Origin of the sequence: Paenibacillus cookii (genome assembly GCF_018333375.1) — a bacterium.
Taxonomy (GTDB): Bacteria; Bacillota; Bacilli; order Paenibacillales; family Paenibacillaceae; genus Paenibacillus_AQ; species Paenibacillus_AQ cookii.
The window spans coordinates 361,838-375,147 of the sequence record NZ_BORW01000001.1; the positions used below are offsets into that span (position 1 = coordinate 361,838).

A 13,310-nucleotide genomic window follows, 5' to 3' on the forward strand; every position below is an offset into this window, starting at 1 on the left:
TCTACATTTCAATGATTTGATGTTCCGCCGCGTAGCGCGTACAGCTGTCCATGAGGTCTTGGATCCATCCGAAGCCGTACCGGTTTATATAGTAGAAAACGTTATAGACCCGCTCCTGGGGTTTGCCGCTCGGGAACAGGGATGCGGCGATCGAGTCCCACTGGCGGAGCGCCGCCTCATGCCGCTTTTCAAGCGCCTGCTTTGTCTTGCGTTCGAGATAGGCGATTTGCTCGAGGATTTTGTCCTTGTTTTTCTCCCCGAGCGGCAGCAGCCCGGACTGGATCGTGCCAAGCTCTTGAATCAGCGGGTCATACAGCTTCTCGAAAGCCGCGCGCGCCTCTTCGAACCTCGGTTCGATATGCAGGTCCGCCTGGGCGTTCAGCCAGCGCTCGCGCGCCTCGGCAAAACGGTGCTGGACGTCCTGGAACGTCAGGCCGAAATGGTCCATGTATTTCCGCACCGATCCGCTAATAAACGTGAAGGACATTCTCGGGAGCAAAATCGGCATCTGCAATCCCAGCTCGGAAAAGGCTCCTTTCGTAATCGCCCAATACGAAATCTCACCCTGTCCGAGCACGGTACACAGCACCGGAAGCAAGGATTCCTGCATGAGCGGCCGCGTCAAAACGTTGTTGCTGAACCGTTCCGGGTGGTTCGCAAGCTCAAGCTCGAGTTGTTCCTTCGTGAAGCTGACGATGCCTTTGCGGTCCGCGAAGGTCCCGTTATGTTTATGCAGCAGCAGCCGGTTTCCTTCATAAACATAAAAAAGATTGGCGCAATCCGCCGTGACGTCGGCCTGAAGCGGATACCCCTTGCCCGTTATGTTCGCGGCGGCGGCTTGATACGTGTCGCCGAGCTCGTCATTGTGCCGGATGATGCGTTCGAAAACGGGGATCTCCAGCCGGCGCAGCTCCGGATCCGCCGAATCCAGCAAAATCAGGCCCCATTCGCCGAACAACCGGCCAAGCAGTTTGGCGAAAGCATCGCTCAAATTGCCGGAGGATTCCGCGGTTTGATGCAGCAGGTCCATGATGGCCGGTTTGTTGACGCTGTCGGGCAGCAGGTTGGCCAAATGGTCCAGCGATCGTTTCCATTGCTCCCCGGTTACCCGGATCTGGCTCACCGGCCCGCGCGGACCTGGAGCCGCGTCCATTTTGATTTTGGCGATTTGAAGTTCCGGCGTCATGACATGGGTATGGTTCACTTCATCCCAGTCATGGTCTTCGCCTGCAATCCAGAATACCGGAACGACGGGACGCTGCAGCCGCTCCGCCGCTTCCCTCGCGGCAAGCACGATGGTCAGCGCCTTATAGACGACAAGCAGCGAACCCGTAAACAGTCCGCTTTGCTGTCCGCCAACGACGGCAAGCGTACCCGCCCGCTCCAGCAAATCGAGCGACTTATGTACCTCTTGATGGTCGTTATGCTTCTTATTGTATTGTCGAAGACAGGCCGCGAGGGCTTTTCTGTCGATGCGGGTTTCTTCGGATGCATCCAGCCATTCCGCGCGGCGCGTCCAGGCCTCTTCGTCGCGGAAATCCGCGCCGTACAGATCCTGTACCCGCGCATAGCGGTTTATATAATCATCTGCAAGAGCCGAGCCGCTCTTCAGCGAATCCGATACTACATTCATGAGGTCTGCCTCCTATTATCGTACCTGTTTGAATCGTTCGTTTAATATGTGCATCCTTGCCAAAAATCTTCCTTGATTGTAACCAAAGATCCAGCATGCGTCAAAGAAATCGGAAGGAAGCTTCCATGCCTCCTGAGCAAATGCTTCCGAAATAGTTACAGTTTCATTATTATAACTCTTCTTTCTCCGGTATGCCATGCCCAAACGAAAAAAAACCGCCGGTTCAAACCGGCGGCAGCCTCATCGAAGCTTAGGCGTAAGGAGCGGCTACCCAATGGCCTTTGGATACTTCCACCAGCCGGGTGTCTTCCTCCGCCGCTGCATTTCCGTCCTTGGCCGAATGGATCGGCCCCGATAATCCGTCGTTCATCACGAGCCGCTTTTTGTTCTCCTCGATTTCCGGATCCGGAATCGGGATCGCCGACAGCAGCGTTTTGGTGTACGGGTGGATCGGGTTGGCATACAGCTCTTCGCTGTCCGCAAGCTCGACCATTTTGCCGAGGTACATGACCGCGACGCGGTCGCTGATATGCTTGACCATGGACAGGTCGTGCGCGATGAACAAATACGTCAAGCCGAGACGGTCCTGCAGCTCCTGCAGCAGGTTGACCACCTGGGCCTGGATGGAGACGTCCAGCGCGGAAATCGGCTCGTCGCAGATGATGAATTTCGGATTGACCGCAAGCGCGCGGGCGATGCCGATCCGTTGGCGCTGGCCCCCCGAAAATTCATGCGGATAACGCGTCGCGTGGTCCGGATTCAAACCGACCATGTCCAGCAGCTCCTCGATCCGCTTCTTCCGTTCCTTGCGGCTTCCCGCCATCTTGTGGATGTCCAGCGCTTCGCCGATGATGTCCGATACGGTAAACCGCGGATTCAGCGATGCGTACGGATCCTGGAAAATCATTTGCATGTCGCGGCGCATCGCCTTCATTTTGCTTGGCGACAGCTTGTAAATGTCCGTGCCGTTAAACCGGACGCTTCCGGCGGTCGGCTCGTACAAGCGGAGAATGGTACGGCCGGCCGTCGATTTGCCGCAGCCGGATTCGCCGACCATCCCGAGCGTTTCGCCTTCGCGGATATAGAAGTTGAGATCGTCGACCGCTTTGACGATTTTGCCGTTTCCGACGTTAAAATATTTTTTCAAGCCTTCGACTTCGATCAAATGGTTTTCTTTCATGACGAACGAACCTCCTTCGCCATTTCATGCAGATTCCAGCAGCGCGCCGACTGGGTGTCGCTGAATACCGTTTCGCCCGGGTTGAGGCGCTCGCAGACCTTCATGGCCTCGTCGCAGCGCGCGCAAAACGCGCACCCGATCGGCGGCTTGATCAGATCCGGCGGAGTGCCGATGATCGGAATGAGCGGCTCGTTTTTCTTCTGGTCCAGCCGCGGCATGGAACGAAGCAGCCCTTTCGTATACGGGTGCTGCGGGTTTTTGAATATCTCCCATTTCGTTCCGGTCTCCACCACTTCGCCGGCGTACATGACGATGACGCGGTCGCACATGCCGGCCACGACGCCAAGGTCGTGCGTAATCAAAATGATGGAGGTGCCGAATTTTTTCTGCATATCCTTCATGACGTCCATGATTTGCGCCTGAATCGTCACGTCCAGCGCCGTCGTCGGTTCGTCCGCGATCAGCAGCGCCGGATTGCAGGCCAGCGCGATCGCGATCATGACGCGCTGGCGCATGCCGCCGGAGAACTCGTGCGGGTATTGCCCGAAACGTTCCTCCGGGTTTTTGATGCCGACGAGCTTCAGCATTTCGATGCCGCGCTCCTTGGCTTCGGCTTTCGTCATTTTCTGGTGCTTCATCAGCACTTCCGTGATTTGTCTGCCTACTTTGATCGTAGGGTTGAGGGAAGTCATCGGATCCTGGAAGATCATGCCGATATCTTTGCCGCGGATCGCTTCCATCTCTTTATTTGTCTTTTTCAGGATATCTTCGCCCTGAAAAATGATTTCACCGCTTTTGATTTGGGACGGCGGGGACGGAATGAGGCGCATGATCGTTTGGGCCGTGACGCTTTTTCCGCTACCGGATTCGCCCACGATCGCCACCGTTTCCCCTTTGCCGATTTCGAAGTTCATGCCGCGAACGGCTTTCACCTCTCCGCCCTTGACCTTAAAGGAGACATGCAGGTCTTTTACTTGTAAAATCGGATCCATGATCTCACCTCCTGTTATTTCAGTTTCGGATCGAGCGCATCGCGGAGGCCATCACCGAAAATATTAAACGCAAGCATGGTCAAGCTGATAATGATCGCCGGGAACAGCATCCGCCAAGGATAATACATCCAGCCGGTCAACGCGTCGTTGATCATCGAGCCGAGCGACGCTCTTGGCGCCTGCACCCCGAGACCTAGGAAGCTCAGGAACGCCTCGGAAAAAATCGCGTTCGGCACGGACAACGTCAGCGTAACGATGATCGGTCCCACCGCGTTCGGCAGCAGGTGCCGGAACAGCAGCCGGCCGGAGCCTGCGCCCATGGAACGGGAAGCAAGCACGAATTCCCGGTTTTTGAGCTGCATGATCTCGCCGCGGACGATCCAGGACATGTTGATCCACCCCGTAATCGTCAGGGCCAAAATGATCGTGCCGATGCTTGGTTCAAAGACCACCAGCAGCAAAATCGTTACGAGCATATAAGGAATGGAGTACAATACCTCCGAAAATTTATTCATGATAGCATCGACGCGTCCGCCGAAATAACCCATGATCCCGCCGTAGATGACGCCGATCAGCAAATCGATCAGTGCCGCGGCCAGACCGACGATGAGGGAAATCCGCGTGCCCATCCAGGTCCGCACGAACATGTCGCGTCCCAAATCGTCGGTGCCGAACCAGTGCTCTTTGGACGGCGGCTGGTTCGTGTTCAGCAGGTCGTTGGTCGAAGAATCGAAATGCGCGAACATCGGACCGAAAATCGCCGCCAGGACGATGAGCAGCAGCACGACAAGGCTGGCCATCGCCAATTTGTTTTTGCTCAGCCGCTGCCACGCGTCTTTCCATGCCGATATGCTTTCCCGTTGAATGATCTCGGCCTGTTTTTCGTCGACGCCGATTTTCCGGAAGTCCTCCGGCGTCAGCTCGGCGCTCACGCTCGTGAAAGTTGTCTCATTCGCTGCCACCGTTATCCCTCCTTCCCGCCGGTCAATTTAATGCGAGGATCAACCAGCACATAAACGATATCCGTAATGAAACGCGCCAGCATGAGCAGCACGCCGTAGAAAATGGTCACGCCCATGATCATCGTGTAATCCCGGTTCGTGATGCACTCGACGAACACTTTGCCGATGCCGCCGATGCCGAAGATTTGTTCGATGACGACCGAACCCGTAATGATGTTGGCGGTCATCGGACCGATGTAGGTCACCACCGGCAAAATGCCGTTGCGGATGACGTGTCTGAACATGATCGCCATCCAGTTCAGGCCTTTCGCCTTGGCTGTCTTGATGTAGTCGGCATGCAGCACTTCAAGCATGCTGGAACGCGTCAAACGCGCGATAAAGGCAATCGGTTGCGCAGACAAAGCGGCGACGGGCAGCACATAATCGAGCGGGCCGTCGAAGCCCATGACATGGAACCATCCGAGCTTTTCGCCGAATATAAACTGGATGAGGGACGCAAGCACGAAGCTTGGTACCGCGATTCCCAAAACGGCAAGGATCATGGCCACGTTGTCAATCAGCTTTCGGTGGTACAGGGCCGCGAGCATCCCGAGCAAGATCCCGATGATGACCGATATGACGATCGCGATCAGGCCAAGCTTCAGGGAAGCCGAGAAGGTCTGCAAAATGATATCCGTTACCTCTTGGTTTTGGTGTTTCATCGATATGCCGAAATCCCCCGTGGCAATATCGCCCAAATATTTAAAATATTGCACATATACCGGTTTATCGAGACCGTACTGCTCCATGAGACGGGCTTGGATCTCAGGCGGAACCTTTTTCTCGGACATAAAAGGATCCCCAGGTATGGCTTTCATCAGAAAAAAGGTGGCTGATATCAAAATGAACAACGACACCAGCATGTAAAAGAACTTGTTGGCTACATAACGAACCATGCCCGATTTAACCCTCCCCGCATTTTTTTCTACATTTTTCGACAATTATCGATATAATTCGATTTTAAAGAATCCGAGGCGCTTTTGTCCAATCTATTTATTACTAATTGAAGAAATATCTACCTCAAGCATATCCCATGCAAAAAAAACGGGATATATATGGATGATCCACATATATATCCCGAATTACCTTCCCATTTTACACTAACATTTACTCGAAATAAGCGCGCGTAAAGTCTACGCCACCCGCGTAATCGATAATTACACCTTTAAGGTTCGGTTTGATCAGTGCTACGTTGGTGTAATAGTAAATCGGTAACAGCACTTGTTGATCCTGAATCAAAAGTTTTTCAGCTTTGACGAAATCATCCATGCGTTTTGCGTTGTCGGAGGAAGCCAAAGCATCGCTGACAAGCGCGTCGTATTCTTTGTTTTTGAAGCCGATGTCGTTGTTGCCGCTCTTCGAAGTCCACAGGTCAAAGAACGTCATCGGATCGTTGTAGTCCGGGCTCCAGCCGGCGCGTGCAATTTGGTAGTTCAGGCTTCTGCGGTTTTTGAGGAACACGCCCCATTCCTGGTTTTCCGTCTGAACGGTCACGCCGAGGTTTTTCTTCCACATGTCCGCCACGGCCAGAGCGATTTTTTTATGCTTTTCGCTGGAGTTGTAGATCAAGGTCACTGGCGGAAGCGTCGTGTAGCCTTCTTCCTTCATGCCTTCCTGCAGCAGTTTTTTCGCTTCGTCCATGTTTTCGGTGAAATAGTCGTCTTTATGCTCCGTGCGGAATTCTTCCTTTTCGCCCGCAATGCCCGGAGGAACGAATCCGAAAGCCGGCTTTTCTTCGCTTTGCGTCACTTTGTCGACGATTTCTTGACGGCTGATCGCCATGGCAAAAGCTTTGCGGATTTTCGCGTTGTCGAACGGCTTCGCGGTTACGTTGAACTGATAGTAGTACACGCTGCCGATCGGTTTCAGGTTCAGCTCGTTTTGCAGTTGTTTTTTCACGGCAGGCATTTGGTCGGTAGGAATCTCGCCGTTCGGCATGCCCGCGTAATCCAACTGGCCGCTTCTGTAGCTGGAAAGCTCGGTCGCGCCGCTGTTGGAAAGGGACATCGTGATTTTGTTCAGCTTAATGTCCTTGTTGTCCCAGTAGTTCGCGTTTTTCGATACTTCGATTTTTTGCCCGGTTGTCCAAGTCGTGAGCGTGAAAGGACCGTTCGAGATCATCGTTTTTGGATCCGCGGCCCATTTCGGGTTATCCTTCACGGATTGGTGAACCGGATAGAACGTGTAAAACGAAGTCAGGCCCAGGAAATAAGGCGTAGGGTTTTTCAGCGTGACTTCCAGCGTATGGTCGTCGGTCGCTTTGACGCCTACCTGGCTGAAATCGGTCATTTTTTTGTTGTTGTACTCTTCGGCACCTTTAATGTAATACAGCTGATATGCGTAAGGCGGAGCTGGAGTCGTGTTCGGATCGAGCACGCGCTGCCAAGCAAAGACGAAGTCCTTCGCCGTTACCGGGTCGCCATTGCTCCATTTCGCATCTTTGCGGAGGTGGAAAACATACTTCAGTCCATCGGAAGAAATATCCCATTTTTCGGCTACGCCAGGGACTGGTTTGCTGTTTTCATCCAAGCGGACCAGGCCTTCGTACATCATGTTGAGCACGGTATGAGCCTGGGAATCTTGCGCTTGCGCCGGATCGAACGTCGGCGGTTCTGCGCTGAGGTTCATGTGGAGTATTTGATCTTTGGCAGCGGAGGCGTTTTCCTTGGAGCCGCCGCCGGCATTCTTCGAGCCGCAGCCCGCAAGAACGGTTCCCACAACAAGGAGCATCGTTAGTAGGGTTAATAGTGTTTTCCTTCTCATGATGTAGTCCCCCTAAGGTTATTAAGTGTATGGTAAATGATTATACAACCAGTGGTCAAAAAAATCTATACCCAACACCAAAGTTAACACCTTGAATATCTAAGCATGATGCCGTTGTGGTCATTTTTATTTCTGCATATTTTCTAAGACATTGTTATGAATATGTATTTAACGATCCCAATAATTGTAAATAAAAGATAACTGAAGCTCATGATGACAAAAGACATCCGCCAGATCAGCTTTGCCATTTTTTGGACGTCGACCCGGCCTTTGAGGCGGTTCTGCGCGCTGCCCACAAGGCCGACGCCAATCAGCAAAAGCAGCAAAATGAGATAAAAACCGAAGCTGGAATTAAAAGTCAAATTAAAGAGCGCCGAAACCGAGATGATCAGGAACAGGGTCGTGACATCCATGGCCACTTTCAGGGAAGCTTTTTTGTTATGTTTCCACCGGTAGTGGGTAAAGTATACGAGCAAAAAAGGAAAAAACGGGAGAATGCTCAAAAAGATAAACGAATTTTTCAGGAAATCCAAATGAATCACTCCTCTCGAATCGACAGCCCTTTCACCAAACCGACCATAAGCTCATGAAGCGGAGCCCGCACGCCGGCCTGGTTCGCCAAACCGATCACCGCCCCGTTGATCCAGTCGATTTCGGTTTCCGCCCCGTTTCTGACATCCTTCAGCATCGACGAGATATTGCCGGCCGTGGCCCTGCAAACCTCCAGAATCTGGTCCCAAATGTCTTCTTCCCAAGCGATTCCGGATGCATCGTAAACGGCGAGCGCCTCTTGAAGCAGCATGCTCATCGTCCGCAATCGTTCGGATGAAGCGAGCAGTTCCCCGTTCGGAACATTCCACAGCGCGGTAAGCGGATTGATGACCGAATTGACCAACAGTTTACGGTAAATTCTTCTATCGATGTCATTCGCTAAAACTGCCGAAAATCCTGCTTTTTGCAGCATTTGGACCAATTCTTCGGGACGTTCCTCCATATGGCGCGCGTGCTCCCGTCCGGCCGGTCCGAGCCATGTCGTTCCCGCTCCTGCATGCACCACTTCGCAGGCGTCCGCCCGCTTGGCGCCCTCCGTCGTCACCGCCGCATACAGCGGCCAGCCGGGAAGCAGCTTTTCCAGCTTTTCCATATGCCCGTATCCGTTTTGGAAACAAACCACGCCCGGCGGATGATCCGTCGCCCGTTTTCCCGATGCCAGCCTGCCGGCCGACATCCGGCTCGCTTCTTCGGTGTCTTTTTGTTTGGTCATAAGCAAAATCCAGCGTCCCGGCCTTGCGGTCCACGCCTCGGCAAACCCTTCCAACGGGCCCGCGAAAAAAGAGCCGGCTTTCGCTTGACTCTCGGTCCCTCCGTCCGCATCCCGAATCGTGATGCCCCGGGAAGCAAGCTTGGCCGCTTGCTCCGGCGTCCGGCACCATAACCGCACGTCGGCGCCTGCCGCCGCAAGTTTTCCGCCGTATAAAAGGCCGAGGGAGCCGCCCCCGATCAAATCGATCATCATCGTTTACCCCACCTGCTTGTCCTGTTTGTGTGTGTGCAGGGAACATGCCGTTCCTGCTACCGTCATTATATCCCATGGCCGCTCCCCGAAACGAGAAAAAAGTCTGATGCTTCTTCAGCACAGACTTCTTCGGTCTCCCCTTGCCGCGAAAATACCCGTTCGGCGCTGTTTTGACCCCAGCGGTTCCGGACGGGTGCTTCGGGTGACGGCTTGATGATGTTAACGCCTATTCAATCCGTTCAAGATTGCCGTTTGCGTCCATTTTAAAGCGGGTTTTCAGCTCTTCCTCTTCCTCGGTCAAGAAAGCAAGCCGACGCGCCCGGTCCATGATTTGGATCAGCGCCTTGTAATCGTCATTGACAACCCGGTAGTCCGTCTGGACCTCGTTCACTTCCTTGCTCAGCTGCTCGTTGATTCTTCTCAAATGGGCGATTTCTTCTTCTTTTTCGCGAAGCTCCTTCTCGAGCATTTTCAGCTGGCGGCCGTTCTCCTGCAAATTCCCCTTCCATTGGCGCAAAAAGCGGATGACGGCATCAATCGACAGCGACTCCTCGCTTGCGCCTTCCACTTTGTAATAACCGGCTTCGGCTTCGAGTCCCAGGCCCGCAACCTGAAGCCCGGTATTGGCGGGTTGTTTTTTGTAATAGCTTCGTTTTTGCCGCTGCGATTTCGCCAGGCTGATGGCTTCCTCGTACTTTTTGCGGACGCAGCTGTTCCAGCGGAATCCGCAAGCGGCGGGAGTTCTGCCGATTTTTTCGCCGACCTCTTCAAATGCGGCCAGCTGCGTGCTCCCCTCGCGGATATGCCTTAAGGTCACCTCCGCCAAAATAAGATCGTCTTCGGCACTCCACGCATCTTGTCTTACTGCTGTCATGCAACAAAACCCTCCTAACAACATCCTAAAATAACCGTCCTCAAACCCCTTGGTTTCCGTATGGTTTGATGAGGTATTACAGCTGCTTATTTCCATTTCTATGCTTCTCATAGAGTTCATAGAATCTATTTGATACTAAATTGTATTGCCAAATTTTAAGGGGCTCATACTCCTTCTGCCGGAAATTCGACTCTGCTTGCCGCTCCTTGAATACTTTCCATATCAATGATCACAATAAGGATGACGGAAGGAAAAAAGTTCACAATTGTTCATGACTTTTCGTTTACACCCTTTTGGGATAACGTTATAATGATGTGTAGTAAAGCTACGACCGTACATAAGAGAGGGGGATACCTGCATGGCACGCATGTTTCGAGTACTTGGCTTCTTTACGCTCGCGATCGGTTTGATGGCATATGCCGGAGACATGGTGGAGATGGCGCTGCTCTTTTTCGTGCAAACTGCCTTTTTCATGATTTTGGGTTATCTGAAATTTACGGAAAAAACCTATATTTACCTCTTCTGGGCCTACATGATCGTGACATTCACCGGTTTCAGCTACTGGACAGTCTTCAAAATGGGTCTGCCGCTGTAATTCGGTTCCCGATCAATCGGTATGAAGAATGACCAAAAAGAGACGATCCGACACCGTTGCCGGACCGTCTTTTTTCTTTGCTTCCCGTCCTTTTGCACTCGGGCCGCCAAGGCGCAACTTTCATTTTTGATCCGGTCGAAGCCTCGATCGGGATTATGAAATGGACTGCCCATGCATATAGTTGACAATGGGACTGGCAATCACGTTGTTTTAGGTCTTGCCTGGAGGGGGGAAAATCTGTGAAGGGCATCTTGAGGCAAAAACGGCTGTTGGTTCTGATCGTGCCGATTTTGCTCCTCTCCCTGCTGCATCCGCAGCGGACGCTACTAGCTGACCCCGGAATTCCGGAGGATGCGGAGCAGCAGCAATTGCTGCAAAAAGGGCTTTCGATCGTGGAAATCGACCATGAAATCGAGCGGATCGCAAGCCGGCAGGGAAAAACGCAAAAAGAAATCGACGAGCTTCAAATCCAGCTCGAAGAGAAAGAAAAACAAATCGAAAGCCGTCAAGAACGGGCGGGCGCCGTCGTCAGGGCTTATTATATGGGCGAAAGGGACAATCTGCTCGCCATGTTTTTGTCGGCCCAAAGCATCGGCGAACTTCTCGAAATATACGACTTTTACGACATGATCATGGATCAGGACAAAACGGTGCTGGATGCTTATCGGTCCCAGTACGCCGGCATTCAGGAAACGAAGCGGCGGCTTGAGGATTCCTATCGCCAGCTGGAACAAATCAAAAACAATCTCATACGCCAGAAAGAACGCGTGCTTGCGCTCCAAAAGGAGCTAGACGGCGATCTGGCCGACAGCAGCGATCCGGAAGCGATGAAAAAAATGATTTCGGAGTTTACGGCCTATTGGGAAAACATCGGGATTTACGAGGTGAAGCGTTACTTCTCGGCGCTTGCGTCGGCCATGAACGATTTGCCCGAATTTATCCAGAGCAAAAAAGGCGCCATTCGGACGAACGGCACCACGTATACGATCGAAGTCCAGGAAAAAGACCTGAACGAATTTCTGGTCAGCAAAAACGAGCTTTTCAAAAATTTCGCTTTCCGTTTCCGGGACGGCAAAGTGGTGGCGGAAGGAAAAAGCGGCACGTTGACCCTGCAGGTCGAAGGGCATTACAGCATCGAAAACGAACCCGAAAACTCGATCCTGTTCCATGTCGACAAGCTCGTGTTCAACGGACTGGAGCTGCCCGACACGACCTGCCGCCAGCTCGAAAGCGAATTCGACCTCGGCTTTTATCCGCAGCAAATCGTATCGTTCGTCAAAGCGACGGAAGTCAGCAGTACGGATCAGGTTCTGCATGTGACCTTAAAGCTGTCCATGTAGATTGCCTCGGAGACATCATTCCGAAGCTTTTTCATTCGGGCGTCCGCCCATGGCCTCCCTGTACTGCACGTCGGTGCTTTTGCCGGAAAGGAAAAGCTTCGCGGCAGCCGCAAAATCGTTCCATTTCGACTGCAGCGAACGGTCCAAAGCCCCGCCTTCGCTTGGCTGCAGCAGACGGTCGAGCGAAAGCGGCGGTGTGGCCGGCGGGAAACCGTCCTGCGCATACACTTTTTTACGGACCGGCAAATATCCCGTGGAATCCGTCCACAGGTTCAGGGACGTATCCGACGTCATATAGGCGATCCAGCCGGCGGCTTTGCCGGGATCCTCGATCTGCGAGGATACGGCGAAGGACCGCCCGCGCAGCAAAAACGGATTGGCCGCGTACAGCCGCTCCGGCACCCGGAACCCCATACGATCCACGTTCGCCTGGGAGGCAGCAGAGTAAGGTACGGACATCAAGGCAAGTCCCCCTTCGCTGAGGCTCGACCAGGCTTTTGGCATGTCGCCGCTTGGGATGAACCGGATGGAGGGCCGGAGTTTCATGATGGCTTCCATCGCTTCGTCCGAAGGATTGACCGGATTCTCCGTCCCGAAAGCCCCCATGAAAGCCGCAAAAGCATACGCGTCCCCCGAAGGAAGGGCGATCGTTTGTTTATCCTTGCGGCTTTCCAGCTTGGCGGCAAATTCCTTCCATTCCTTGTCTCCCGGCAAGGCGTCGCCGCTCCCCGGCAAAGCAGCTTGCCTCCGCCAAACCAGCACGTAAGGGTCCATGTCCAGCGGCACGCCCCACTGATAACCGTTCCATTCAAGCATTTGGGAAACCGGGCTGATGACGTCGCTCCCCGTCGTGCTGCTCTGATAGGATTCTGCAGGCAATATGTAACCGCCGAGCGCCAGCGGATGGATCCACGGACTGTTGACCAGCATGATATCCGGCCCTTCGCCGACCTTCAGCGCTGCCGTCAGCTGTCGGTAGGCGTCGGCATCCGGCATGTTTTTCAGTTCGACCTGTATTCCGGTTTCGCTGACGAAAGCCTTGTTCAAATCGAGCAATGTATTGAAATCGGATTCATTGACATGGGTGACGACCCGGATCGGCTTGGGGTCCGTATCCTCCGGCGAGGCAGGCTGCGGATTCCAGACGCTCGTTTTTCTCTCTTCGCCGCGGCTGCTGTCGGACGTCAAATTTTGGCCCTGCGACAAGCTCGTCAATGACAGCAGCAGGATGGCAAACAAAAACCAGTAATTTTTCCGCTTCAAATCAGCCCCGCCTCCTCGGAGAATTGCTTCATCCACCACTCATAGTTTATCAAAAAGGTAGGGCGCTTGTCCTACTTTTTGTTGGAAATGATTGACTCTTCCCGTTCAACATGATCAAAAGCCCTGGATCCTATGCTCCATGACGGGCAGATG

The 13,310-nt window shown here is 53.2% G+C and carries 12 protein-coding genes; 2 read left to right on the forward strand and 10 right to left on the reverse strand.

The window, feature by feature from the left end; translation table 11 throughout:
• Position 1: 1 nt before the first annotated feature.
• From bshC to KI367_RS01905, 9 genes are all read right to left on the reverse strand, one after another.
• Complete coding sequence (gene bshC / locus KI367_RS01865) at positions 2–1,633, reverse strand: bacillithiol biosynthesis cysteine-adding enzyme BshC (protein WP_036713509.1); 1,632 nt, start codon at positions 1,631–1,633, stop codon at positions 2–4.
• A gap of 250 nt (positions 1,634–1,883) precedes the next feature.
• Positions 1,884–2,813: an ABC transporter ATP-binding protein gene (locus tag KI367_RS01870; protein WP_036713511.1), complete on the reverse strand. Its 930-nt coding sequence runs from the start codon at positions 2,811–2,813 to the stop codon at positions 1,884–1,886.
• On the reverse strand, positions 2,810–3,805 hold the full coding sequence (locus KI367_RS01875; protein WP_036713512.1) for an ABC transporter ATP-binding protein: 996 nt from the start codon (positions 3,803–3,805) through the stop codon (positions 2,810–2,812). The genes KI367_RS01870 and KI367_RS01875 overlap by 4 nt, the downstream gene beginning before the upstream one ends.
• A gap of 14 nt (positions 3,806–3,819) precedes the next feature.
• Positions 3,820–4,767, reverse strand: a complete 948-nt coding sequence (locus KI367_RS01880; protein ID WP_052147241.1) for an ABC transporter permease — start codon at positions 4,765–4,767, stop codon at positions 3,820–3,822.
• 2 nt (positions 4,768–4,769) lie between these two features.
• Entirely contained in the window at positions 4,770–5,702 is a 933-nt protein-coding gene (locus tag KI367_RS01885) for an ABC transporter permease (RefSeq protein ID WP_212947170.1), read from the reverse strand.
• A 211-nt stretch (positions 5,703–5,913) separates the two neighbouring features.
• Positions 5,914–7,569, reverse strand: coding sequence for a peptide ABC transporter substrate-binding protein (locus tag KI367_RS01890; protein ID WP_212947171.1), 1,656 nt, complete (start codon positions 7,567–7,569; stop codon positions 5,914–5,916).
• 143 nt (positions 7,570–7,712) lie between these two features.
• The gene (locus tag KI367_RS01895) at positions 7,713–8,102 is read right to left on the reverse strand and encodes a DUF3397 domain-containing protein (protein ID WP_212947172.1); all 390 of its coding nucleotides are present in this window, start codon (positions 8,100–8,102) and stop codon (positions 7,713–7,715) included.
• Between the two features lie 5 nt (positions 8,103–8,107).
• Complete coding sequence (locus KI367_RS01900) at positions 8,108–9,085, reverse strand: ketopantoate reductase family protein (RefSeq protein WP_212947173.1); 978 nt, start codon at positions 9,083–9,085, stop codon at positions 8,108–8,110.
• Between the two features lie 226 nt (positions 9,086–9,311).
• Entirely contained in the window at positions 9,312–9,959 is a 648-nt protein-coding gene (locus tag KI367_RS01905) for an RsfA family transcriptional regulator (RefSeq protein WP_036713520.1), read from the reverse strand.
• 358 nt (positions 9,960–10,317) lie between these two features.
• Between KI367_RS01905 and KI367_RS01910 the strand changes: the two genes are divergently transcribed.
• Both KI367_RS01910 and KI367_RS01915 read left to right on the forward strand, forming a co-directional pair.
• On the forward strand, positions 10,318–10,554 hold the full coding sequence (locus tag KI367_RS01910) for a DUF2626 domain-containing protein (RefSeq protein ID WP_036713522.1): 237 nt from the start codon (positions 10,318–10,320) through the stop codon (positions 10,552–10,554).
• Positions 10,555–10,793: 239 nt separating this feature from the next.
• Entirely contained in the window at positions 10,794–11,894 is a 1,101-nt protein-coding gene (locus tag KI367_RS01915; RefSeq protein WP_246536514.1) for a coiled-coil domain-containing protein, read from the forward strand.
• A gap of 15 nt (positions 11,895–11,909) precedes the next feature.
• Here KI367_RS01915 and KI367_RS01920 read toward each other — a convergent pair whose 3' ends face one another.
• The gene (locus KI367_RS01920) at positions 11,910–13,157 is read right to left on the reverse strand and encodes an extracellular solute-binding protein (protein WP_212947174.1); all 1,248 of its coding nucleotides are present in this window, start codon (positions 13,155–13,157) and stop codon (positions 11,910–11,912) included.
• Positions 13,158–13,310 lie beyond the last annotated feature (153 nt).

What these genes read in the sequence shown, in the direction of transcription:
- KI367_RS01870 (WP_036713511.1), bottom strand. Translation starts at nt 2,813, where the DNA reads ATGAAAGAAAACCATTTGATCGAAGTCGAAGGCTTGAAAAAATATTTT.
- bshC (WP_036713509.1), bottom strand. Translation starts at nt 1,633, where the DNA reads ATGAATGTAGTATCGGATTCGCTGAAGAGCGGCTCGGCTCTTGCAGAT.
- KI367_RS01885 (WP_212947170.1), bottom strand. Translation starts at nt 5,702, where the DNA reads ATGGTTCGTTATGTAGCCAACAAGTTCTTTTACATGCTGGTGTCGTTG.
- KI367_RS01905 (WP_036713520.1), bottom strand. Translation starts at nt 9,959, where the DNA reads ATGACAGCAGTAAGACAAGATGCGTGGAGTGCCGAAGACGATCTTATT.
- KI367_RS01875 (WP_036713512.1), bottom strand. Translation starts at nt 3,805, where the DNA reads ATGGATCCGATTTTACAAGTAAAAGACCTGCATGTCTCCTTTAAGGTC.
- KI367_RS01910 (WP_036713522.1), top strand. Translation starts at nt 10,318, where the DNA reads ATGGCACGCATGTTTCGAGTACTTGGCTTCTTTACGCTCGCGATCGGT.
- KI367_RS01900 (WP_212947173.1), bottom strand. Translation starts at nt 9,085, where the DNA reads ATGATGATCGATTTGATCGGGGGCGGCTCCCTCGGCCTTTTATACGGC.
- KI367_RS01890 (WP_212947171.1), bottom strand. Translation starts at nt 7,569, where the DNA reads ATGAGAAGGAAAACACTATTAACCCTACTAACGATGCTCCTTGTTGTG.